Genomic DNA, 22,765 nt, shown 5'->3' with positions numbered 1-22,765 from the left:
CAGTCTTCCAGAGGCGAACCTTGCAGTGCAGTGGCGCCAAGGTTTTGAAACGCAGATCGGACTTCGGACCGCCGGGCCGCAGCTATCGCGCTTCGACCACCTCGCCGTCCTCTTTCACGAAGCGGCCGACGGGATTGCTCAGAAGATCGATGACGGCCTCCGAAGGTCGGCACAAGCGCGTACCCTTTGGCGTCACCACGATCGGACGGTTGATCAGGATGGGATGCATGAGCATCTGATCGATCAGCTCGTCATCGGACCATTTGGGATCGGCGAGGCCGAGCTCCTTGTAGGGGGTTCCCTTTTCGCGCAGCAATGCGCGGACGGATATTCCCATCGCCGCGATCAGTTGCTTGAGCGTTTCGCGTGCCGGCGGCGTCTTCAGATATTCGATGACGACGGGCTCCACGCCGCTCTGCCGGATCATCGCCAGCGTGTTGCGCGAGGTGCCGCAATCGGGGTTGTGATAAATCGTGACGCTCATTGCAGGGGCTCCGTGATCGGGAGAGGGGCTGGCGCGCGCGAATGTCCGAGCAGCCAGTTCATCAACAGCAGGCCGGCGAACGCTCCGCAGAGTTCCGCGAGGATGAATCCGGGCAGGTCAGCGGGACGAATGCCCGAGAATGTGTTGGTCAGCGACCGCGCGATGGCCACCGCAGGATTGGCAAACGACGTGGAGGCCGTGAACCAATAGGCCGCGGTGATGTAAAGGCCGACCAGCCAGGGGACCGCCGTCCGCTGAAAGCGGATGCCGGCGAGGATCGTTGCGACCAGCCCGAACGCGGCGACGGCTTCGGCAAACCATTGCGGCCCTCCGGTTCGAACCTTGGTCGAGACATCGAGCAGGGGCAGTCCGAACATCAGATGCGCCGCCATCGTCCCCGCGATGCCGCCGGCGATCTGCGCAATCACGTAAAGAGCGGCCTCATTCACCGGCAGCTCGCGCTTACCGGCAAACACGAGCGTAACCGCCGGATTGAAATGCGCGCCGGAGATCGGACCGAGCACCGTGATGAGCACGACCAGAATGGCACCGGTCGGCAAGGTGTTGCAGAGAAGCGCAAGCGCGACGTCCTTGGTCAGCGTCTCCGCCATGATGCCGGAGCCGACCACCGTGGCGACGAGAATGCCGGTGCCGAGCGCTTCGGCCGCAAGGCGCCGCGAAAGATCGAAATTATCCATCAGCCGGCCTTCGGCGTCGGGTGCAGCACGCCTTCGAAGGCATCGATCAACCTCTGGTCAGGCACGGACTTTCCCCTTTCGCTTTGGAGAGCAGCAGGCTTGCAGGCTTTCGACGACCGGCTCGCAAACCTCCGGCCGTCCGCCGCAGCAATCACGCAGCAGGAAAACCGCGACATCGCGGAATTCGGCGAGGTTGGCGCGGTAGACGATCGACCGGCTGTGCCGCTCTGATGTCACGAGGCCGGCGCGCGTCAGGATCGAGAGATGGGCCGACAACGTGTTCGGCGGCACTTCGAGCAGGCGTGCGAGGTCGCCGGCCGCAAGGCCATCGGGCTCGTGCCCGACCAGCGCCCGGAACGCCTCCAGGCGGGTCGATTGCGCCAGCGCGGCGAGCGCGAGGACGGCTTCTTCTGATTCCATATATCCAGACTTATGGAATTATTGGCGAAGCGTCAATCCGGAAATCTCTTTGGTCGTGTCGAGGCGGGTTGCGGTTGTTCATGAAGCAGGTTCCTCCGGGCCAGGCGACCGGTTCGCTTGCTGTCGCTACTGGGCTCGGCACCACGCAAACCACGGCAAATCTGGCGCAATCGTGATGAATCGACGATTTGCACGGCTGCTGCTGACGTGCGAAAAGGGGAACATGGGTCCGCTGAAGACATTCAAGTGGCTGATCGCGCTCGCGGTGGCGGCGGGACTTATGGTCGCGCCCTTGTCGTTGCCCGCCGTCGCTGCACCGCAGGCGGCAGCCGCTTCCGACAACATGCAGTCGATGTCGGCCGACATGCCCTGCTGTCCCGACCAGCAGAAGAGCACAGGCTGTCAGGACTGCCCGCTCGTGGCGATGTGCATTCTGAAGACGGCGCAGGCTGGACCGTCCATAGTCGCCGCCCTCCCGCTGCGGTACGCCGTCCGTACCGCCCATTTCGTCACGGATGACGTGCTTGGTGACGGCCTCGACCGTCCGCCTCCCGAGCAGCCACCTCGAACCCAGGCCTGAGCGGCGCCTAGGCGCCGACTGCATCGGTGCGCTTGCGCGCGCTGATGACGCACGCCGCCTCGGCGGCGGATTCCAGGACATCGAGGACACAGAAAAAATGAAGACGTTTAGCTTCGCGCGCGCCGTCCGGGCGGCGTTGATCGCTGCCGCCATCGGCGGCACCAGCACGGCCGCATTGGCCGACATCAAGGACTACAAGTTCGAGCTCGTCGATCAGTCGGTTCAGGCCGGGCCCGACAAGGTCATCACCGTCAGGCTCGTGAACACCAAGACCGGCAAGCCGGTACCGGATGCCGTGATCTTCGCCAGCCGCTTGGACATGGCTCCGGACGGCATGCAGGAGATGGCGACCAAGGTCACGCCCATGCCGGGGACGGAGCCCGGCACCTACCGCTTCAAGGCGACGTTGGGCATGGCGGGACGCTGGCAGCTTTCTCTGGGCGCCAAGATCCAGGGCGAGACCGGCAGCGTCGAGAACAAGCTCGTCATCACGGCGCAGAAATGACCCGCGCCCTCACTGCAAGCCTGGCCGCCGCGTTGATCGCGGCGGCGGGCATCGCATTCGTCGTCGGCCCGCAGCGGCCGGCGGCGCGAGCGGTCGCCGTGATCGGCCCGGCTGCGGCCGAAGAGAGCGGCGCGCCGATCTATTACCAGGATCCGGACGGCAAGGCATCGTATTCGCTTGTGCCGAGAAAGACGCCGGACGGCCGGGACTACCGGCCTGTGCCGGCTGGCGCCGACATCAGCTTCGACGATGAGCAGGCGGCAGCCCCGCCGCCGGCGGCAACCGCCGGCGGCGAGCGCAAGATCAAGTACTACCGCAATCCCATGGGCCTGCCGGACACCTCGCCGACGCCGAAGAAGGATTCCATGGGGATGGATTACATCCCCGTCTATGAAGGCGAGGACAGCGAGGACGGCTCCGTCAGGCTGTCGCCCGGCAAGATCCAGCGGACCGGAGTCAAGTCGGAGCCCGCAGCGAGACGGGTGATCCGGACCATCGTGAGAGCGCCGGGCACCATCGCCCTCGACGAGCGGCGGATTTCCGTGATCGCCATGCGCTCGGAGAGCTTCATCCTCAAGGTCGCAGACGTGACGACCGGATCGCATGTGGTCAAGGGCCAGCCTTTGATGGAGGTCTACAGCCCGTCGGTTTCCTCGGCGGCGGCCGAGTACCTCGCGACGATCACCTCGAAGACGACGGCGGGCGACGTCCAGTACGGACGCGGCTCCCGGCAGCGGCTGATGAACCTGGACGTGCCGGAGAGCGCCATTGCCGCCATCGAGAACAGCCGAACTGTGCCGACCTCGATCGCGTGGACTTCGCCGCGCGACGGCATCGTGCTGGAGCGCAATGCGATCGAGGGCATGCGCGTGCAGCCTGGAGGGGTCCTGTTCCGGATCGCCGACCATTCGATGGTATGGGCCCTGATCGACGTCGCCGAACGCGATCTGGGCATGATCGCCAAGGGCCAGCCCGTCACGGTGAAGGCGCGGAGCTTTCCGGGCCGCGAGTTCACTGGAAAGGTCCAGGTGATCTATCCCGAGATCAACAAGGAGACCCGGACCGCGCGCGTGCGGATCGAGCTGCAAAATCCGGACCTGATCCTGCTGCACGACATGTACGTCGACGCCGAGATCGACACCGGCAGCGGTGAGGCCGCTCTCACAGTGCCCGAGAGCGCCGTGATGGACACGGGCAGCCGGCAGGCCGTTTTCGTCGATAGGGGGCAGGGTCGGCTGGAGCCGCGCGAGGTCAAGCTCGGCAATCGTGGCGGCGGCTTCGTGGAGGTCCGGGACGGCCTTGCGGAGGGCGACGCCGTGGTGGTCTCGGCGAACTTTCTGATCGATGCCGAAAGCAACCTGAAGGCCGCACTGAAGGGCTTCGCGGAGGGAGCGCAGCAATGATCGCCCGCCTCATCGGCTGGTCCGCCCGCAACCTGCTGCTGGTGCTGTTCGGGACCGGCTTCGCCGCCGCTGCAGGGCTCTATGCGCTTCTGCATCTGCCGCTCGATGCGATCCCGGATCTCTCGGACACCCAGGTCATCGTCTACACGGAGTACCCCGGCCAGGCGCCGCAGGTGATCGAGGACCAGGTCACCTATCCGCTGACGACGGCCATGCTGACCGTGCCCAAATCGAAAGTTGTCCGCGGCTTCTCGTTCTTCGGCGTCTCCTTTGTCTACGTCATCTTCGAGGACGGCACCGACATCTACTGGGCGCGCTCGCGCGTGCTGGAATTCCTCAACGGCGCGAGCGCACGCCTGCCGGCCGGCGTGACACCCACGATCGGTCCCGACGCGACCGGCGTCGGCTGGGTCTACCAGTACGCCGTCATGTCCAAGGAGCTGAACCTCGCCGACACGCGCACGATCCAGGACTGGAATCTGAAGTTCGCCCTCGCCAAGGCCGAGGGCGTCGCGGAAGTCGCCAGCGTCGGCGGCTTCGTCAAGCAGTACAACGTGATCCTCGATCCGCAGCGGATGCGCGACCGCGGCATCACCATGCAGAAGATGCGCGATGCCATCCGCGCCAGCAACGCCGACGTGGGCGGCCGGACGGTCGAATTGTCGGAGTTCGAGTACGTCATCCGCGGCAAGGGCTACATCAAGTCGATCAACGATCTCGGCGACATCGTGCTGAAGACGAGCAACGGCACGCCCGTGCTGCTGCGCGACGTCGCACGGGTCGAGCTCGGCCCCGACGAACGGCGAGGCATCGCCGAGCTGAACGGCGAGGGCGAGGTCGCCAGCGGCATCGTGCTGCAGCGCTTCGGTCTCAACGCGCTGGAGGTCATCCAGAACGTCAAGAAGCGCTTCCAGGAGATCGCCTCGAGCCTGCCGAAGTCCGTCGAGATCGTGCCGGTCTACGACCGCTCCAACCTGATCTACGCGGCCATCGATACCCTCAAGCACACGCTGTTCGAGGAAAGCGTCGTGGTCGCGCTGGTCTGCATCGTATTTCTGCTGCACGTCCGCAGCGCGTTGGTCGCCATCCTGATGCTGCCGGTCGGCGTCTTGATGGCGTTCGGCGCCATGAAGCTGCTGGGCCTCGGCTCCAACATCATGAGCCTCGGAGGGATCGCGATCGCGATCGGCGCCATGGTGGACGCGGCCATCGTCATGATCGAGAACGCGCACAAGCATCTCGAACGCGCCGAACCGGGCAAATCCCGGATCGACATCCTGATTGCTGCTGCTTCAGAGGTCGGCCCGGCGCTGTTCTTCAGCCTGCTGATCATCACCGTCTCGTTCATGCCGATCTTCACGCTGGAATCGCAGGAAGGCCGGCTGTTCAGCCCGCTGGCGTTCACCAAGACGTTCTCGATGGCGGCCGCCGCGCTGCTGTCGGTGACGCTGGTGCCGGCGCTGATGGTGATCTTCGTGCGCGGGCGGATCGTTCCGGAGCACAGCAACCCGATCAACCGGTTCCTGATCTGGATCTACCGACCAATCATCAAGGGCGTGATGCGGGCAAAGATTCTGGTGATCGTGCTCGCGCTGGCCGCCCTCGCGGCGAGCATCTGGCCCGCGCGCCAACTCGGCACGGAGTTCATGCCGAACCTCAACGAAGGCACGCTGCTCTACATGCCGACCACGCTGCCGGGCATCTCCGTGACGAAGGCGGGCGAGCTGATGCAGGCCCAGGACCGGATCATCCGGTCGTTTCCGGAAGTCGCCTCGATCTACGGCAAGGCGGGACGCGCCGCGACCGCCACCGATCCGGCCCCGTCCGAGATGTTCGAGACAATCGTCAACCTCAAGCCGAAGCAAGAGTGGCGCCCCGGCATGACCGTCGACGGTCTCATCGCCGAGATGGACAAGGCGCTGCAGTTTCCTGGTGTCTCGAACGCCTGGACCATGCCTATCAAGGCGCGCATCGACATGTTGTCGACCGGCATCAGGACTCCGATCGGCGTCAAGGTCATCGGCACCGACCTGGTCGAGATCGACAAGCTCGCAAAGCAGATCGAGCAGGTCCTCAAGGCGGTGCCGGGCACCTCTTCGGCGTATGCCGAGCGCGGCATCGGTGGCTACTATCTGGAGGTCACGCCGGACCGGACCGCGATGGCTCGCTACGGCATCATGATTCAAGACGTGCAGGATACGATCGCCACCGCGCTCGGCGGACAGACAGTGACGACGACGGTCGAAGGCCGGCAGCGCTTCACGGTCAACATGCGCTATCCGCGCGATCTGCGCGACAACCCACAGGCCATCGCCAACGACGTGCTGGTGCCGATGCCCGCCGGCGGTGCTGTGCCGCTAGGCGAGGTCGCGAAGGTCGCGCCGGCGCGCGGGCCGACCTCGATCCGGACCGAGAACGGCCAGCTCGCGACCTACATCTACGTCGACATCCGTGACCGCGACCTCGGCGGCTACGTCGCCGATGCGAAAGCTGCCGTGCAAGCCAGCATCCGCTTCCCAGCCGAATACTACGTCATGTGGAGCGGCCAGTACGAATATCTGGAGCGGGCCACCGCGCGGCTGAAGATCGTCGTCCCCGTGACCCTGCTCATCATCTTCCTACTGCTGTACCTGAACTTCCGATCTATGACCGAGACGATGATCGTCATGCTCTCGCTCCCGTTCGCGCTGGTCGGCGGGCTGTGGCTGATGTGGTGGCTGGGATTCAACTTGTCAGTGGCGGTTGCCGTGGGCTTCATCGCACTCGCCGGCGTCGCCGCCGAGACCGGCGTGGTCATGCTGATCTATCTCAATCAGGCGCTGGCGGAGATCAGGTTCAAGCGCGGCATGGAAGGCCGTGCGCTCACCCGCGGCGACCTCTACGATGCCGTCATGGAAGGCGCGGTGGAGCGCGTACGTCCCAAGATGATGACGGTGGTCGCGATCATGGCGGGGCTGCTGCCGATCATGTGGAGCACCGGGACAGGCTCGGAGATCATGCAGCGCATTGCGGTGCCGATGATCGGCGGCATGATCTCCTCCACGCTGCTGACATTGATCGTGATTCCGGCGATCTTCGGCCTGGTGAAGGGCTTCGGACTGCCGCGCGACGACGGCCGGGCTCCACCGCCGGTCCGCAACCCGATCAAACGTCTCAAACCTGTTCCGGAGCCAGCTGAATGAGGTGAACCATGATGCAGGACATGATGCCGGGGATGATGTGGGCAATGGGACTTCTGTGGCTGCTTGCGATCGTCGTCCTGGTCCTCGCAGCCGCTGCGCTGATCAAGTATCTCCGTTCCTGAACGTGCCGGTGTGACGCAACGGCACGCGGGTTAGCTTTCGGACGCGCGCGTCGCCGGTGCGGGCTGGCCCGATCTCGACGCTCGGATATGCCGGCGTTTTGGTTTCAGCCCGATCTCGGCGCTCGCCGATTGCGGTGACAGTGCACTAATTGCATGGATGAATAGAATGCACTGTCACCGAAATCGTTCGCTCGTGGGAATTCCTTCTATGGATTCACGACTTGTTTCTACAACGTCGGCGATCTCTCCGCCCAGGCCTTGGTGGCTTGGCAGATTTCCATCGCGCGGGCGTAGGCGGGGCGCGTCGTCGTGCGAGCGAGATAGGCCCGCTCGACCGGGCCCGGGGTATAGTTGCCGGTTCGCAGACCAAGCAGGAGAGCGTAGCTCACTGAAATGTCGGCCGCAGTGAACCGGTCTCCGGCGAGAAATGGACGATTTGAGAGACGCTGGATGACCAACCCCAGCCGGCTCTGAAAGGTCTCTAGTGCCCAGCTTGTCACCCGGGCGTTTCGCTCTGCTTCCGGCGCGAGTGCGCGACCGACGAAGACGGCGTTCATTGGCCCGGCGAGCCCAGCCTCTCCCAAATGGAGGAATTGCAGATAGGCGGCGAAAGCCGGATCATCCGGGGCGACGGCGAGCGGGCTCGGTCCGTGGCGGGCGAGCAGGTATTCGAGGATCGCGATCGATTCGACCATGATCGTCTCGCCGTCCTGTAGCGCCGGGATAAAGCCGGCGGGGTTGATCGCAAGAAAATCGGGATCGTTCTCGACGGCGAGCAGATCGACCGGGCGCAGCCGATAAGCCACTCCCAATTCCTCGAGCAGCCAAACGACACGGAACCCACGACCTTCACCATAGACAGTGAGCATAATTGAGTGTCCTCACGTTGGCTCAAACGCTTTCATTCGCACGAGCGAGATTACTACATGCTGCTATCGCTCGGACAGTGCGTAGGGCGGATTAGCGTCAGCGTAATCCGCCATTTCACTCTGAGACGATCAACCGACGCGACCGCGGGACGCGGCCCGCGGTGCCCCATCAACTGACATGTAGCTGCACCGCGTCTACGGAAGCGATGCGCCAAAATCAAAAGAGCTTCTATGGATTTGCGAGGTCGCAGAAGTTATGCTGTGCAACTCACAAGTTCCCTGCCTGGCGGTGAAGACGAAGGATGACCGACGACGACATTGAGATACGTCGCCTCGCCCGGGAGGATGCTGTCCTCTATCGAGACATTCGACTGGAGGCTCTCCAAGCCAACCCGGAAGCGTTCGGTCGCACCTTCGAGGTTGAAGATGCCCAGCCGCTGAGCTTGTTCTCGGACCGGCTCGGCAGCTCTATAGTGCTCGGCGCGTTCCGCGATGCAGAACTCCTCGGCATTGTCGGCTTTGCTGTCCAACAGGGCCAGAAGGAAGCTCACAAAGGCACGCTTTGGGGAATGTACGTTCGACCATCCGCAAGGAATGCCAAAGTCGGTCGACGTTTGGTCGAAGCGATATGCAATCTTGCCCGTCAGCAGGTTGAGCTGATCCAGCTCAGCGTTGTGGTGGACAATCAACATGCGCGGAGTCTTTACGCGAGATTGGGCTTCCTCGAGTACGGCGTGGAGGAGAACGCGTTGAAGCAAGCTGGCCGCTACTACGACTCAGTTCTTATGGCGAAGGATCTCTCGCGGCCCTGAGTTATTTTGCGACGCAGACATCGAAGTTACGGTGGAAGTTACGGTGACAGTGCACTAAATTGTGCGGTTGATTGAATGCTGCCGTAATGCCGTAATACCCAAGCATTTTGCGGGGTTTGAAGCCCGGGGATAAAATTCGCGGTCGAGTGGACCCGCGCTGGCTGCTCGGCTATTTAGCATCCTGGAGATTATTGGATGTCAGCCAACACTTGGACGAGCATAGTTGAAGCCAACGTCCGTTCTTACGGAAACATTGTGCTCGGCATTGATCCCTATCTGCCGGATGTTCCAGCGGCCTTCGAGCAGAACAATGACGGGATTGATTGGCTACCCCGCTATCTTGATTTCATCCTGGAAACCGCTGTCGGAAAAATAGGCTTTGTCAAATTTCAGTCGGCCTATTTCGAGGCATACGGCCTTGCCGGCTTAAGTGCATTGTCGTTTGCGATGAAGCGGGCGCGAGCGGCGGGCGTCGGTGTCATTCTTGATGCCAAGCGCGGAGACATTGGGTCGACAGCGGCCGCCTATGCACGTGCCTATCTGACGCCAACCCATGCAGGGGGCAGCGGCGATTTTGAAGCTGATTGCTTGACCGTCAACCCGATGATGGGCCCGGATACTTTGGAGCCCTTCCTCGAGTGTGTTCGCAGATATGGCAAGGGCCTGTTCGTTCTTTGCCGCACATCCAATCCTAGCGCAGGTTGGCTGCAAGACCGCATGACGGGCAACCGCTTCGTTTCTGACCGGCTGGCCGATTTGATTACGACGATCGGCAGGGATCATGCGTTGGACTCGGGTCTCAGTCCTGTGGGCGCGGTTATCGGAACGACCGCCCCCCAAGAGGGAAAGCGGCTCCGTGACCTTCTGCCGAACGCCATTATCCTCGCTCCGGGGCTTGGACCGCAAGGAGGAAACCCCACGGCGCTGAACGCGCTACGCGGCTCGCGGCCGGAAGATCTTCTCGTGCCAGTTTCTCGTGGCCTCTTACGGACCGAGGATCGGGCTATTTCCCTCAGTGATTATGAGATGCTCATCAAGGAGCGCCTCGAACAACTCAAAGCGACGCTCGCCGTGCAGCCAATCCTGAGTGCGGCAGGCTGAGCCGCGTCGGAATATCGATCCTCTCATCACGGCAATCTCTGTTCCGGCATGAAAAAACCCGCGGCGGATTTCTCCGCGCGGGTGTTTACGAATTTTCGATGATGCCATTCTGCCAGTGTTTTGCCCGACGTGTCAAAGCGAAGTTTTAGCTGACACGTTCGGTCCATCCGCGGATGAGCGCTCGAGCATGAACCGGAAACGTGCGGAGCGGTTTTCCGGAAAGATCATGCTCCAAACAATAAGGCTCAATGATTTCAATGCCCACGCTACTGTGCATGGGGTTGTTTTCGCGTGTTTGGCTTGGAAGGCGTTTCAACGCCCGCGCTTACCGCCGGCCGCGCGGCGCTTCGGCCTTGGCGGGCGCTTCGGTCTGCGGGGCGCAGGTGGCGGCGTTAAGCGTTGCCTGCGCCTGCGGCATCAGGCCGGGCTCGGCGGCCAGCGCCTTCATCACGATCAGGCCGGTGGTCGCAGGGGAATCGATGATCAGGCGGTCGGCCGCGGTGATCTCCTCGTCCTCGGGCAGGGCGTCGTGCTGCGCCTCCGTCATCAGGTCGAGCTCGATCACCTTCTTGCCGGCCGAGCGGTCGTTGATGGCGTAATAGGCGATCTCGTTGCGGGTGTAGAACGACACCGACGTGTAGGACTGGCTCACCGGCACGGTGAGCTTGAGCGGCCCGCCCGAGAGATCATAGCGGCAGATCGCCAGCGCGAAGGCCGGGTCCATGAACGGCATCGGCGAGGTGTTGGGATCCGCGAGCGGAAGCTGCGTGACGCTGTTGAGCCTGGTCATCGGCGTCAGCCGCGAATAGGCGTCCTGGGTCGCAATGCGCGGCAGCGCCAGCACGCTGACGAGATGGACCACGAGGCCCAGCACCACGCCGGCAACGATGGTGAACAGCAGCCGGATCATGAGCAGCCCACCGTCGAGATCGTCGGCATCGGCGCATCGCGCTGGGTGCGCGTCGCCACCCCGACAGGGGTGTCGTAGAGGCGGAACATCAGCGCGTAGCGCTCGATGCCGCCGGTCGGCAGCCAGTTGCCGGCGCGCGAACGCGAGGCGATGTGGATCTCGAACGAGCCGTCGGACTGGCGCACGATCTCCTGGCTGGTGAAGCCGTAGCGCTGCAGCGAGTTGGCGACGAGATGACCCTTGCGGTCGTACAGCGTCAGCGTCCAGAACCGCGCCGGCGGCGTCACACCGGAGACGACAACGTCGCAGCGGCCGTCGAGCGCCTTCTTCTTGTCGTCGGCGGTCGCGGTAAAGGCGACGCCGTCACCGGTGCCGATCGGCAGCTCGCCGTTGCGCACGATGGTGGCGCGCGAATACGGATCGACGTCGGCGGTGCCGGTGCGGGGGCGGGCGGTCCAGGGGCCGATGGTCAGCGCGCCGATCTCGGTGCCGCGTGTCGTCGTCATCCAGGTCGCGCCCAGGCCGACCACGGTCGCGAGCAGGAGGGCCGTCAATGTGCTCAGGATCAGCCGCACGGGATCAGATCAGTTCTTGCGCGGGGTGGTGGATGCGTTCGCGTTCTCCTCCGCCGCATAGTTCTGCGGGAAGGCGAGCGCGCTGTTCGACGATGCCGGCTTGGCCTGCTGGCTGTCGTTGGCCGTCGATTTGGTCGCGGTCCTGGCGGCGTCGTCGAGCAGCTTCTCGACCCGCACCAGGACGTCGGCGCCCCGCTTGGTCAGCACCGGCGGCGGACCGGGCTTGGTCTCCAGCACCTTTGGCGCCGCATTGGCCTGCGCATTGGCAACTCGTTCCGGCGGCAGCTTCTGGCCCATGCCGATGCCGGGAATTTCCCGGACCTCGACGCCCTGATGCGCTGCGACCATGATGTCGTGCCAGGTCTGCGCCGGCAGCGAGCCGCCGGTCATGCGGTTGGTCGGTGAATAGTCGTCATTGCCGTACCAGACCGCGCAGGTGAAATTGCCGGTATAGCCGACGAACCAGGCGTCGCGATAAGCATTGGTCGTGCCGGTCTTGCCGGCGGTCGGAATGCCGTCGAGCGCTGCGCGGCGCGCGGTGCCTTCACTGACGACGTGGCTCATCATGCCGGCCATGTCGGCGGCGATGTTCGGCGGAATGGCCTGCTTCGGCTTCGGGCCGTCGCGGTCCCAGCGCCAGACCAGATCGCCAGCGCCGGTGCGCACTTCGAGCACCGAATGCGGCGTCACCGACTTGCCGCGGTTCGGGAAGGTCGCATAGGCCACGGCATGCTCGAGCACGGTGACCTCGTCCGAGCCGATCGGCAGCGACGGCGTATCGGGCAGGGGGGCCTTGAGGCCGAACCGGCGCGCGACCTCGACGATCTTGGCGCGGCCGATCTTGGCCGGGTTCGGCGCCTTCGGCTGCTCCTTCTGGCCGATCGCGATCGACAGTTTTACGGGCACGACGTTGATCGAGCGCGTGATCGCCTGCGTCAGCGTCACCGCGCCGGAATAGGAATGGCCATAGTTCTGCGGACACCAATTACCGATGCAGACCGGGCCGTCGACCACGATCGAGTTCGGCGTGAAGCCGTTCAAGAGCGCCGTGGTGTAGACGTAAGGCTTGAACGACGAGCCGGGCTGGCGATAGGCATCGACGGCGCGGTTGAACTGGCTCGCGCCGTAATCGCGGCCGCCGACCATGGCGCGGATGCCGCCGTCGAGATCGGACACGACGGTCGCGGCCTGCGTCGCGTGATAGTCGCGGCCGAACTGGCGCAGCTGGTTCTCGATCGCGTCCTCGGCGGCCTTCTGCACGTTGGCGTCGATCGCGAGGCGAACGACGAACACGCGCTCGGTGTAGGACTTCGGGAAGGTGTCGACCAGCTTGCGCATCTCGTCGAAGGCGTAGTCGAGATAGTAGTTCGGCGACGCCTCGTCGCGGCGGTCGACCGCGAAGGCCGGATTGCGACGGGCGCCGAACACCTGGCCCTCGGTCATGAAGCCGGCATCGACGAGATTGTCGAGCACGACGTTGGCGCGGGCACGCGCGGCGGGCAGGTTGATGTGCGGCGCGTATTTCGTCGGCGCCTTGAACAGGCCGGCGAGCATCGCAGCTTCCGCCAGCGTCACGTCGCGCGCCGACTTGTTGAAGTAGAAATGCGCCGCACCGTCGACGCCGAACGTGCCGCCGCCCATATAGGCGCGATCGAGATAGAGCTTGAGGATCTCGTTCTTGCTCAGGCGCCATTCCAGCCAGACCGCGAGGAAGGCCTCGTTGATCTTGCGCTCGATGGTGCGCTCGTTGCTCAGGAACAGGTTCTTGGCGAGCTGCTGCGTGATCGAGGAGCCGCCCTGGCGGACGCCGCCGGCCTGGGCGTTGGTGACCAGCGCGCGCGCGGTGCCGGCGATGTCGATGCCGAAATGCTCGTAGAAGCGGCGGTCTTCGGTCGCCAGCGTCGCCTTGATCAGGACGTCAGGAAAATCTTCCAGCGGAATCGAGTCGTTGTGCTTGATGCCGCGGCTGCCGATCGGATTGCCGTAGCGGTCGAGGAACGTCACCGCCAGATCGGACTTCTTCAGCCAGTCCTCGTCCGCGGTCTCGCGAAAGGCGGGGATGGCGAGGATCAGCATCAGCACCATGCCGCCGAGGCCGAGCGTTGCGGCCTCCGACAGCGGCTCGACGAACACCCAGCGTTTCCACCGCCCGACATAGAAGCGGTCCATGAAGGTCGAGTAGCGCTCGTAGAGCTCGCGGATGCCCTTGGCCGAGGAGAACAGCGAGGAGTCGATGCGCGCATCGAGGTCCAGGAAGAAGTTCCTGATACGGCTCTTCCAGTTGGATGGTGTGTTCTGGACCACCTAGAACCCTTGAGGCTCGCTTCGAAAGCGTTCAAGCACCCGGCCGGGGCGGCATCGAGACGTCTTGCGGGATTGTTGCGGCAAACCCAAGGCGCCCGTTTCGCGTCCGAGGGGACTTGCTGTTCTTCTAGCCGAGCGGGGCCTATAAACCAATGGTCAGGCTCGCAATTTTGAACAACAGGCCTAATTGAACCCCGGTTCATTACGGGCCTTATGGGGCGTTGCTTGCGGCTTTAGGGCCGCGCGCCCTAGATGGCACTGGCCGCAGCTTTTTGGAATCGTATCAGACGCATGACCGCAGCTCGCAAACGACCTTCAGACCAGGATGGATTCTTCTGGAAAACCAAGAAGATGGAGGACATGTCGCCGGCCGAATGGGAGAGCCTGTGCGACGGCTGCGGCCGCTGCTGCCTGAGCAAGCTCGAAGATGAGGATACCGGCGAGATCTATTTCACCGACGTCAGCTGCAAGATGCTCGATTCCTGCACCAGCGGCTGCAAGGACTACGCGAATCGCTTCGACTTCGTCCCGGACTGCGTTGTCATGACCCCCGAGAAGGTCCGCACGCTGCCTTGGCTGCCGCCGACCTGCGGCTACAGGCTCGTCGCCCAGGGTCGCGATCTCTATTGGTGGCACCCGCTGATATCAGGGGATCCCAATACGGTGCACGAGGCCGGCGTCTCCGTGCGCGGCCGGGTCTCGGGCACCGAGGAAGGGGTCCCGGACGACAAGCTCGAAAACTATATCGTGCAATGGCCGGGGCAGATCCCGAAACGAGCACGCCTGAAGCGACGCCCCAAGGCCTGATCACGGACCGGTCCGGTCTGCCATCTCAGTCAATTGTTCGGGATGACCGTGGTGCGGGACGCACCCATGCGCCGCGGTGCCTGCCTGAGAAGAACTTTGCTGTCTAGATTGGGTTCATAGAACGAATCCTTCGCGGCTTTGCACCGCAACACGCTCGATCTGATACGCCCGAAATGAACAAGTTCGCACGGCAGAGCAGCCAATCTGCCGACATCCAGACATTGCCCGACGAGATCGCCGAGGAACTGACCCGCCTTCCGGGCGAGGTCATCAGCGTGAGTGACGCTCCTTCCCTCGCGCCGCCGGTCCCGCTGTCGCAGGACGAGGTCCGGACCATCGTACTCAGCCTGATGCTGACGATGTTCCTGGCTGCCCTCGACCAGACCATCGTCGCCACTGCGCTGCCGACCATCGGCCGTCAGTTCCAGGATGTCTCGAATCTTTCCTGGGTCATCACCGCCTATCTGCTCGCCTCGACCGCGGTCGCGCCGGTGTTCGGGACGCTGAGCGACATCTACGGCCGCAAGGCCATGATCATCGTGTCGCTGAGCCTGTTCATCGCGGGATCGGTGTTGTGCGCGATCGCGCCGAACATGCCGATGCTGATTTTGGCGCGCGGCCTGCAGGGGCTGGGCGGCGGCGGCATCATGCCTGTCGTGCAGACCGTGATCTCCGACGTGGTGTCCCCGCGCGAGCGCGGCCAGTACCAGGCTTATTTCTCCAGCGTCTGGATGGTCGGCGGCATTCTCGGCCCCGTCATCGGCGGCGTGTTCGCCGAGCATCTGCACTGGTCGATGATCTTCTGGATCAACCTGCCGCTCGCAGCCGCAGCGCTCGCGCTGCTGCTGCCGAAGATGAAGAAGATCCCGGTGTTCCACCGCAAGCGCAAGGTCGACTGGCTCGGCGGCGTGCTGCTGATGGCCTCTGCCGTCGTCTTCATGCTGGTGCTGACCTGGGGCGGCACGCGCTATCCCTGGCTCTCGCCGACCGTGCTGTCGATGGTGGGCGGCGCCGTCGCGCTTGCGGTCACCTTCGTATGGCACGCGCGTCGCGCCGACGAGCCGTTCCTGCCGTTGCCGTTGCTCTCGGGATCGGTCGCGCCGTTCGCGCTTACCGCCGGCGGCTGCGGCTTAGGGGCCATCACCGGCCTCACCGTGCAGCTGCCGCTCTATTACGAGTCGGTCTACCACCTCAGTGCCAGCGAGGCGGGCCTTGCACTGATTCCGCTCGCGGCGGTCTCGACCTGTGGTGCGGCGATCGCGGGCCGCACCATGGCGCGCGCCAAGCATTACAAGCGCGTCGCCATCATCGGCACGTCCTGGGCTGCGATCTGCGCGCTCGGCCTCACGGTCACCACGCTGCCGCTATGGGGACTGCTGACGCTGATGGCCGCCTTTGCGCTCGGCCTCGGCACGACCTTCCCGGTCTGCGTGGTCTCGCTGCAGAATTCAGTGGCCCGCCCGCAGGTCGGCACCATCACCGGGGCCATGAACTTCTTCCGTTCGCTGATGTCCTCGTTCACGGTCGCCGCGTTCGCGGCCATCCTGCTGATCGCGCTCGGCGCCGATATTCCGCTGGCCGGCGAGCATCACGCCGCAGGCTCCATCCCGGCGATCCCCACCGAGGACATGCGGCACGCCTTCCGCTACGTCTTTGCGGCCGCGACCGCGCTGATGACCACCGCCTCGCTCTGCCTGATCATGATGGAGGAGCGGCCGCTGGCTGGTCCCACCACCACGCAGCCCGTCGAGATGGCGGAATAGCGATCTCTATCCGCCGCGATCAGGATCGTCGTCGAGATTGCCGACGCTCGTCTTCCGCGCTTTTGCCGCAAGCTGCTCCTTAAGCTTCGCCAGCGCATCAGCCGACCAATCATTGACATCGGTGACCGCGATCCAGGCATCGACATAATGCTCGGGCGCGTAGACATGGCCAAAGCCCATCGGCGTGTTGGTCGCGACCGCCATGTCGAGGGCGAGTTGAAGCATGGTGACGATCGGATACCACCTAAGCTCCGGTGACACGTCGGGGCCGCGCGGCGCATTCATCCAGGCCGGGGGGTGGTAGGCGTCGCGGTAGGCGAAGAACGTGATCGCGTCGCTGGCATATTGCAGATAGACGACGCGCATCGGGCCCCATGGCGCATCTGCGGGCACCGTCGGCCCGTTCTGGTTCATGAAGCGCACGAAGCGGCCGTCGCGGAATTCAGGCAGCCACGCCGGCGAGCCCGGATTGCGGTTGTCGGTGATCGAGCGCCAGATGCGGCTCTCGAACGGCGCACCGCTCCACAGCGCGCCGGCAATGGGATCGCCGATCGTCTCGAACAGCTCGGCCGACTTTTCCGAGTTGAGGGCACCGAGGCTGAGCCCGTGCAGATACAGCTTCGGCCGCTTGTCCTTCGGCAGCGTCGTCCAGTAGCCGTAGATCTCCGCGAACAGCGCCCGCGCGGCTTCCGCGCCGTATTCGGGCTGAAACAGCAGCGACAGCGGGCTGTTGAGATAGGAATACTGCATCGCGACGCTGGCGACGTCGCCGTGGTGGAGATATTCGACCGTATCCATCGCGGACGGATCGATCCAGCCGGTGCCGGTCGGCGTGATGACGATCAGAACCTTTCGCTCGAAACCGTGCTGGCGTTTGAGCTCGTCAAGCGCGAGCCTGGCCCGCGCCTGCGCCGTGTCGCCGGCAGCGAGCCCCACATAGACGCGCACAGGTTCCTGCGCGGGCCGTTCCGTCACGGCACTGATCCCGCCTGCGGTCGGGCCCGAGGCAATGAAGCGGCGCCCCATGCGCCCGAGCTCCTTCCACTTCACGAGGGATGCCGGGCTTCCGGTCCGATTCGAGGCGGTCGGCTGCGGGCGTTCGGGCTCGAACAGGACATCGAGCTCGCGGAACGAAGAATCGAGCGCGTTGAACGCCGTGCGGATCAGGACATTGCTGGCGATTGACCAGAACAGCAGTGCTGCCACCAGCGCACCAATGACGTTCGCAACTTTTCGCGGAATGACACGCCCCGTGCGCGTGGCGAGGACGCGGGCGACAAGTGCGAACAGCCGCCCCAGCACCAGCAGCACCACGAACGTGATCAGGGCGATGATGCAGACCTTCACCGGATGCGCGGTCTCGACCGGCGCCATCTTCATGACACTGCGGATCGCATTCTGCCATGCGGTCGTGCGCCAGAGGGCGGCGATGACGACGAGCAGACAGCCGATTGCGACCAGCGCATTCGCAACAGATCTCGCGCGCGCTGACGGCTCGGGCAGCTCGAGATAGTGCCATAGCCGGCGCCACAGGACACCACTGAGGTAGCCGATCGCAAAGCAGCCGCCGGCCAGCGCCCCTTGCGTGAGATAGCTGCGCGGGATCAGCGTCGGCGTCAGCGCGGCTGCGAAGAACAGCGCGCCCAGCATCAGGCCGACGCCGGACAGCGAGAGCAATTGCCGCCGAAAGAACCGCGCGAGACCAGTCAACCCATCCCCCGACTGACGCTATCCCTTGTTGTCCGCAAAACCGCCCTTCCGCGGCAGCACAATCGTGAACTCCGTGAACCGACCCGGCTCCGTCGCGACGTCGATCGTGCCGCCGTGCTGCTTGACCACGATGTCGTGGCTCATCGACAATCCGAGGCCGGTGCCTTCGCCGGCCGGCTTGGTCGTGAAGAACGGATTGAACATTTTCGCCTTCACGTCGTCGGGAATGCCGGTGCCGTTGTCGCGGATGCGGATCTCGATGCTGTCGCCGCGGTCGCGGGTGGTGGCGGTCACGACCGGCTCGAAAGTGCCGCCGCCGCTCTCCGCCTGACGCTTTGTCACCGCATAAAACCCGTTCGAGATCAGGTTCAGCAGCACCCGCGAGATCTCCTGCGGAAACAAATTTGCGGAGCCTGCGGCCGGATCGAGCTCGCGCTTCAGCGTCACGTCGAACTGCGGCTTCTCGGCACGCGCGCCATGATAGGCAAGGTTGAGGCTCTCCTCGACCAGCGCATTGATGTCGCTCAAGCCGTACTCGCCGCCGCCTTCGCGCGAATGCAGCAGCATGTTCTTGACGATGGAATCGGCGCGCTTGCCGTGCTGCACGACCTTTTGCAGATTGTCCTTCAGCATCCCGGTCAGCTCGTCGACGTCGTTGCGGACATCGTCGCCGAGCGGCGCGGGCGCGAGCACCTCGTTCAGCTCGTCCGTCAGTTCGGCCGAGAGCGCGGCGAAATTGTTGACGAAGTTGAGCGGGTTCTTGATCTCGTGCGCGATGCCGGCGGTGAGCTGGCCGAGCGAGGCGAGCTTCTCGGTCTGGATCAGCCGGTCCTGCGCGGCGCGCAAATCGTCGAGCGATTTCGCAAGGTCGCGCGTGCGGTCCTGCACCTCGTTGAACAGCCGCGTGTTCTCGATTGCAATCACGGCCTGGTCGGCGAAGGTCTTGAGCAGGCTGATAGCCTTGTCGGGGAAGGGGCCGGCTTCGGGGCGCGTCACGCCGATGGTGCCGATCGCAACGCCGTCGCGTAGCATCGGGATCACGAGGATGCTGCGATAGCCGCGCGTCCGCGCCAGCTCCCGCATCGCCTCCGTCAGGTCTGCCTCGTTCTGCATGTCGCTGCGGAATGCGTACGCACCGCTGGTCGCCACCCGGCTGTGAATGCCTGATGACGACAGCGGCGCCGGGAACGTGCTGAGCAGCTCGGCGTTGCCGGCCTCGTTGTCGGTGGTGAAGGCCGCCAGATGCAGCACGCCGTCGATGACGCGGGTGACGGTGGAGGAATGCCCGCCGACCAGCGCCTTGGCGCTGTCGGAGATCGCCTGGAACACCGGCGTGACGTCGGCGGGCGAGGCCGCGATCACCTTGAGGATATCGGCTGTTGCAGTCTGCCGTTCCAGCGCTTCCCTGGTGGCGTTGAACAGGCTGACATTCTTGACCGCGATCACGGCCTGGTCGGCGAAGGTCTGCAACAGCCGCACATGATGCTCGGCGAACGCGCCGGTCGTCCGCCGCGTCGCGATGATGACGCCTTTGGCCTCACCCTCGCTCATCAAAGGCGTGAACAGCATGCTGCGAAAGCCGCGGGCGCGGGCGATGTCGCGTGCGGCCGGCTCGAGCTCGGTGTCGGGCAGCTGAGTCGATTCGCCACTGGCCGTGAGCTGGTGGGCCGGAAACTGCGCCAACGGCACCGGGAACGATTCCTGCAGCACGCGATCGCCGGCCGGATCGCCCGGCGTGAAGGCGGCAAGGTGCGCGGCGCCGTCGATGTAGCGCAGCACGGCGGTGGAGAAGCCGCCGATCAGCCGGTTGGCGTTGGTGGCGATGGCGTCGAACACCGGCTGCACGTCGGAGGGCGAAGCCGCCATCACCCTCAAGATGTCGGCCGTGGCGGTCTGGCGTTCCAGCGTCTCGCGCGTGGCGTTGAACAGCCGCGCATTCTCGATCGCGATCACCGCCTGGTCGGCGAAGGTCTGGAGCAGCTCCACGAGATCGGGCGCGAATGCACCGGTCTCGGTCCGCGTGACGCTGATCATGCCGACGGCTTCGCCGCGGTTCATCAGCGGCATGAACAGCACGCTGCGGAAGCCACGCAGCCGCGCGAGATCGCGGTTGAGCTCCGGGACCTCGTCGGCTTCGCTGTCGGGAAACTGGATCGTCTCTCCGCCGCGAACCAGCGCAAAGGTCGGAAAATCCTCGATCCGCCGCGGGAACGACGCCTTCAGCCCTTCGTCGCCTTCCGGGCTGGTCGGCGTAAACGCCACGAGGTGCAGCTCATCGCCGATGAACTGGAGCACGGTGGCGGAGAAGCCGCCGAGCAGGCGCTTTGAGCTGGACGCGATCGCCGCAAAGACGGGGCGGGCATCGGAGGGAGAGGCGGCGATGGTGCGCAAGATCTCGGCGCTGGCGTTTTGCCGATCGCGCAGCCGCGCGGTCTCGGCCGCGGCGGACTGCAATTGCCGCTTGAGCTCGTCGATCCCGGCAGCATCGTTGGAAAGGCTGGTCATTCGCATTCCGGCTGAAGGCCGCGACATGCGCGGCACCAGGCCGGATTATCACATCTTCTGCGGCCGGAGCCAGCGCCCGCGGAGCTGCGGTTGCCTCACGTGCCCGGCCGCGACACCTCGGTCTCCTTGCTGGTGATGAACTCCAGCAGCACCGGCACGCCTTCCTGCGTCTTCTGGATGCCGCGCTTGATCGCGGGGATGATATCCTCCGGCCTCGTCACCCGCTCGCCGTAGCCGCCAAAGGCGCGCGCCATCGCGGCATAGTCGCCGGAAATGTCGGTCGAGCGATATTTCTCGGTCGAGATCGGCATCACCTTCAGTTCGATCGCCATCGAGAAGTTGTTGAGCAGGATCGACATGATCGGGATCCGCTCGCGCACCGCGGTCTCGAAATCCATGCCCGTGAAGCCAATGGCCGCATCGCCCCAGACATTGATGCAGAGCTTGTCGGGTTTTGCGAGCTTGGCGCCCATCGCGAGACCAAGGCCGTAGCCAAGCTGCGTCGTCTTGCCCCAGCCGAGATAGGACAGGGGCGTGACCGCCTTCCAGAACGGCGAGAGCTGGTCGCGCGGGCTGCCGGCGTCATGGGTGATGATGGTGTTGTCGATGTCGACGGTGTGTTGCAGGTCCCACAGCACGCGATAGGGGTTGAGCGGCGCATCGTTGCTGGTGAGTTTCGGCATCCATTTTGCGAGCCACTCCTTGTGCGAAGCCGCGATCTCTGCGGCGACTGCCGAGGCATCGCGATTCGACGTGACGGACTTGCCGATCTCCTCCAGCAGCGCATCGAGCACGAGACCCGCGTCGCCGACGAGGCCGATCTTCGCCTCCATATCCTTGTTGAGATGGTTCGGATCGAGCGTCGAATGGATGATGGTCTTGCCCTTCGGCATCGCGATGCCAAAACTGGTCTCGGTGAAGGAGCAGCCGATGCCGAAGACGACGTCGGCTTCAGCGAGGAATTTTGGCACCGCGCGCGGCACCGCGAGGCCGCCCGAGCCGAGCGACAGCGGATGCGTCTCGGGGAAAGAGGATTTGCCGCCGAGACTGGTGGTGACGGGAATGGCGAGCCGCTCGGCAAGGCGTTTCAGTTGCGGCCAGGCCTGCGCGTAATGCACGCCCTGGCCGGCATAGATCACCGGCCGCCTGGCGTTGACGAGCAGGCCGGCCGCTTCCCTGACATGCACGGGGTCGGCGCCATAGCGGGTGCGCAGCACCGGCGTGTAGTTCAGGGGCTCCGGCACATCCTCGTTCCACATGTCGGCGGGGATCTCGACGATGACAGGCCCGCCGCGCCCGTTCTTGAGCCTGGTGAAGGCGCGCCGGAAAATATTGGCGACCTCGGCGGCGAGGATGATCGGCTCGGATGATTTCGAGAACGATTTCATCGCCTCGCTGGAATTGAAGTTCGGCTCGATATGCGCAAGCCTGCGCTGATAGCCCATCGGCAGCACCAGCACCGGAACGGATTCGCCAAAACACTGCGCGACGCCACCCATCGCATTCTCGGCGCCGGGCCCGTGCTGCATGCAGAACGCGCCGATCGTGCGTCCCGACGTGACGCGGGAGATCGCATCCGCCATGTGCAAACCGACGCGCTCCTGGCGCACCATCACGGGGCGGATCTCGGCCTTCGCCGCGTGCTCGATCAGATGGTTGACGGGATAGCCGCAGAGGATCTCGATCCCCTCGCGCCGCATGATTTCCGCAATGGCGGTGCCGAGCTTCATGGCGTCTCTCTCCCTGTGGCGGGCCGGTTGGTCCGGCCGATTAGGGAGAGAGGATCAGGAAATGCCGGGAGGGTAAAGCGGCGCTTCGCACGCAGAAGGCTGCTATGCAGCGCGAGCGGGCCGCCGGACGTGGCGGGCGAGCGGCCTATCCTACCAAGGCCAGTGCGAGCAGACCTGATCCCAGTAACGCGACCCCGGCCACGGTTACGGCCAGAAAAGCGAGCGATGTGAATTCTTCGCGCATGGACTTTTAACCTGACTTCACCACGCTCCGACCATCACCAG

The 22,765-nt window shown here is 64.4% G+C and carries 17 protein-coding genes and 1 pseudogene; 8 read left to right on the top strand and 10 right to left on the bottom strand.

Translation table 11 applies throughout. The annotated features are described in order from the left end of the window. Nucleotides 1-82 precede the first annotated feature (82 nt). From arsC to FXB38_RS16995, 3 genes are read right to left on the bottom strand one after another with little or no spacing between them, the layout of a single operon-like run. Nucleotides 83-484: an arsenate reductase (glutaredoxin) gene (arsC, locus tag FXB38_RS17005; RefSeq protein WP_148752016.1), complete on the bottom strand. Its 402-nt coding sequence runs from the start codon at nt 482-484 to the stop codon at nt 83-85. Then, nucleotides 481-1,182 (bottom strand): aquaporin, encoded by a 702-nt coding sequence (locus FXB38_RS17000; RefSeq protein ID WP_148752015.1) that lies wholly within the window; start codon nt 1,180-1,182, stop codon nt 481-483. Before FXB38_RS17000 ends, arsC begins: the two co-directional genes overlap by 4 nt. Before the next feature lie 57 nt (nt 1,183-1,239). Next, nucleotides 1,240-1,602 carry an ArsR/SmtB family transcription factor gene (locus tag FXB38_RS16995; protein ID WP_148752014.1) on the bottom strand — a complete coding sequence of 121 codons (363 nt, stop codon included), beginning with the start codon at nt 1,600-1,602 and terminating at the stop codon, nt 1,240-1,242. A gap of 175 nt (nt 1,603-1,777) precedes the next feature. Between FXB38_RS16995 and FXB38_RS16990 the strand changes: the two genes are divergently transcribed. From FXB38_RS16990 to FXB38_RS16975, 4 genes are all read left to right on the top strand, one after another. After that, entirely contained in the window at nt 1,778-2,182 is a 405-nt protein-coding gene (locus FXB38_RS16990) for a hypothetical protein (RefSeq protein ID WP_347340227.1), read from the top strand. A 97-nt stretch (nt 2,183-2,279) separates the two neighbouring features. Then, nucleotides 2,280-2,687, top strand: coding sequence for a FixH family protein (locus FXB38_RS16985; RefSeq protein ID WP_148752130.1), 408 nt, complete (start codon nt 2,280-2,282; stop codon nt 2,685-2,687). Further along, nucleotides 2,684-4,090: an efflux RND transporter periplasmic adaptor subunit gene (locus FXB38_RS16980; RefSeq protein WP_148752013.1), complete on the top strand. Its 1,407-nt coding sequence runs from the start codon at nt 2,684-2,686 to the stop codon at nt 4,088-4,090. The genes FXB38_RS16985 and FXB38_RS16980 overlap by 4 nt, the downstream gene beginning before the upstream one ends. Continuing rightward, the gene (locus tag FXB38_RS16975) at nt 4,087-7,272 is read left to right on the top strand and encodes an efflux RND transporter permease subunit (protein ID WP_148752012.1); all 3,186 of its coding nucleotides are present in this window, start codon (nt 4,087-4,089) and stop codon (nt 7,270-7,272) included. The genes FXB38_RS16980 and FXB38_RS16975 overlap by 4 nt, the downstream gene beginning before the upstream one ends. A 349-nt stretch (nt 7,273-7,621) precedes the next feature. On the opposite strand, the gene FXB38_RS16970 is transcribed toward FXB38_RS16975, so the two are convergent. After that, complete coding sequence (locus FXB38_RS16970) at nt 7,622-8,263, bottom strand: glutathione S-transferase family protein (RefSeq protein ID WP_148752011.1); 642 nt, start codon at nt 8,261-8,263, stop codon at nt 7,622-7,624. A 302-nt stretch (nt 8,264-8,565) separates the two neighbouring features. Between FXB38_RS16970 and FXB38_RS16965 the strand changes: the two genes are divergently transcribed. Further along, nucleotides 8,566-9,075, top strand: coding sequence for a GNAT family N-acetyltransferase (locus FXB38_RS16965; RefSeq protein ID WP_148752010.1), 510 nt, complete (start codon nt 8,566-8,568; stop codon nt 9,073-9,075). Between the two features lie 195 nt (nt 9,076-9,270). Beyond that, nucleotides 9,271-10,176: an orotidine-5'-phosphate decarboxylase gene (pyrF, locus tag FXB38_RS16960; RefSeq protein WP_148752009.1), complete on the top strand. Its 906-nt coding sequence runs from the start codon at nt 9,271-9,273 to the stop codon at nt 10,174-10,176. A gap of 325 nt (nt 10,177-10,501) precedes the next feature. Here the strand turns inward: pyrF and FXB38_RS16955 are convergent, their stop codons facing one another. The 3 genes from FXB38_RS16955 to FXB38_RS16945 are packed head-to-tail and all read right to left on the bottom strand — an operon-like array spanning nt 10,502 to nt 13,965. Further along, nucleotides 10,502-11,086 (bottom strand): DUF1254 domain-containing protein, encoded by a 585-nt coding sequence (locus tag FXB38_RS16955; RefSeq protein WP_148752008.1) that lies wholly within the window; start codon nt 11,084-11,086, stop codon nt 10,502-10,504. Then, on the bottom strand, nt 11,083-11,661 hold the full coding sequence (locus FXB38_RS16950; RefSeq protein WP_148752007.1) for a DUF1214 domain-containing protein: 579 nt from the start codon (nt 11,659-11,661) through the stop codon (nt 11,083-11,085). Before FXB38_RS16950 ends, FXB38_RS16955 begins: the two co-directional genes overlap by 4 nt. Nucleotides 11,662-11,670: 9 nt before the next feature. Beyond that, nucleotides 11,671-13,965, bottom strand: a complete 2,295-nt coding sequence (locus FXB38_RS16945; RefSeq protein WP_148752006.1) for a transglycosylase domain-containing protein — start codon at nt 13,963-13,965, stop codon at nt 11,671-11,673. A 291-nt stretch (nt 13,966-14,256) separates the two neighbouring features. On the opposite strand from FXB38_RS16945, the gene FXB38_RS16940 reads away from it, so the two are divergent. Together FXB38_RS16940 and FXB38_RS16935 are read left to right on the top strand one after the other, a co-directional pair. Next, on the top strand, nt 14,257-14,772 hold the full coding sequence (locus tag FXB38_RS16940; protein ID WP_148752005.1) for a YcgN family cysteine cluster protein: 516 nt from the start codon (nt 14,257-14,259) through the stop codon (nt 14,770-14,772). 173 nt (nt 14,773-14,945) lie between these two features. Next, nucleotides 14,946-16,535 (top strand): MDR family MFS transporter, encoded by a 1,590-nt coding sequence (locus FXB38_RS16935; protein WP_148752004.1) that lies wholly within the window; start codon nt 14,946-14,948, stop codon nt 16,533-16,535. Between the two features lie 6 nt (nt 16,536-16,541). Here the strand turns inward: FXB38_RS16935 and FXB38_RS16930 are convergent, their stop codons facing one another. The 3 genes and pseudogenes from FXB38_RS16930 to FXB38_RS16920 form a co-directional block, all read right to left on the bottom strand. Further along, nucleotides 16,542-18,185: an alpha/beta hydrolase gene (locus FXB38_RS16930; protein WP_148752129.1), complete on the bottom strand. Its 1,644-nt coding sequence runs from the start codon at nt 18,183-18,185 to the stop codon at nt 16,542-16,544. Nucleotides 18,186-18,263: 78 nt separating this feature from the next. Next, nucleotides 18,264-20,750: a GAF domain-containing sensor histidine kinase gene (locus FXB38_RS16925; RefSeq protein WP_187434937.1), complete on the bottom strand. Its 2,487-nt coding sequence runs from the start codon at nt 20,748-20,750 to the stop codon at nt 18,264-18,266. Nucleotides 20,751-20,845: 95 nt separating this feature from the next. Beyond that, a pseudogene (locus FXB38_RS16920) lies at nt 20,846-22,483 on the bottom strand (thiamine pyrophosphate-requiring protein); the annotation flags it as partial. Nucleotides 22,484-22,765 lie beyond the last annotated feature (282 nt).

The organism is Bradyrhizobium cytisi (assembly GCF_008123515.1).
GTDB classification, from domain to species: domain Bacteria; phylum Pseudomonadota; class Alphaproteobacteria; order Rhizobiales; family Xanthobacteraceae; genus Bradyrhizobium; species Bradyrhizobium cytisi.
The sequence above is the reverse complement of the archived record's forward strand: the minus strand, read 5'-3'. Positions and strand labels throughout refer to the sequence as shown.

Coding starts and splice junctions, on each gene's coding strand:
- arsC (WP_148752016.1), bottom strand. CDS start 484: ATGAGCGTCACGATTTATCACAACCCCGATTGCGGCACCTCGCGCAAC.
- FXB38_RS17000 (WP_148752015.1), bottom strand. CDS start 1,182: ATGGATAATTTCGATCTTTCGCGGCGCCTTGCGGCCGAAGCGCTCGGC.
- FXB38_RS16995 (WP_148752014.1), bottom strand. CDS start 1,602: ATGGAATCAGAAGAAGCCGTCCTCGCGCTCGCCGCGCTGGCGCAATCG.
- FXB38_RS16990 (WP_347340227.1), top strand. CDS start 1,778: ATGAATCGACGATTTGCACGGCTGCTGCTGACGTGCGAAAAGGGGAAC.
- FXB38_RS16985 (WP_148752130.1), top strand. CDS start 2,280: ATGAAGACGTTTAGCTTCGCGCGCGCCGTCCGGGCGGCGTTGATCGCT.
- FXB38_RS16980 (WP_148752013.1), top strand. CDS start 2,684: ATGACCCGCGCCCTCACTGCAAGCCTGGCCGCCGCGTTGATCGCGGCG.
- FXB38_RS16975 (WP_148752012.1), top strand. CDS start 4,087: ATGATCGCCCGCCTCATCGGCTGGTCCGCCCGCAACCTGCTGCTGGTG.
- FXB38_RS16970 (WP_148752011.1), bottom strand. CDS start 8,263: ATGCTCACTGTCTATGGTGAAGGTCGTGGGTTCCGTGTCGTTTGGCTG.
- FXB38_RS16965 (WP_148752010.1), top strand. CDS start 8,566: ATGACCGACGACGACATTGAGATACGTCGCCTCGCCCGGGAGGATGCT.
- pyrF (WP_148752009.1), top strand. CDS start 9,271: ATGTCAGCCAACACTTGGACGAGCATAGTTGAAGCCAACGTCCGTTCT.
- FXB38_RS16955 (WP_148752008.1), bottom strand. CDS start 11,086: ATGATCCGGCTGCTGTTCACCATCGTTGCCGGCGTGGTGCTGGGCCTC.
- FXB38_RS16940 (WP_148752005.1), top strand. CDS start 14,257: ATGACCGCAGCTCGCAAACGACCTTCAGACCAGGATGGATTCTTCTGG.
- FXB38_RS16935 (WP_148752004.1), top strand. CDS start 14,946: ATGAACAAGTTCGCACGGCAGAGCAGCCAATCTGCCGACATCCAGACA.
- FXB38_RS16930 (WP_148752129.1), bottom strand. CDS start 18,185: ATGCTGGGCGCGCTGTTCTTCGCAGCCGCGCTGACGCCGACGCTGATC.
- FXB38_RS16925 (WP_187434937.1), bottom strand. CDS start 20,750: ATGACCAGCCTTTCCAACGATGCTGCCGGGATCGACGAGCTCAAGCGG.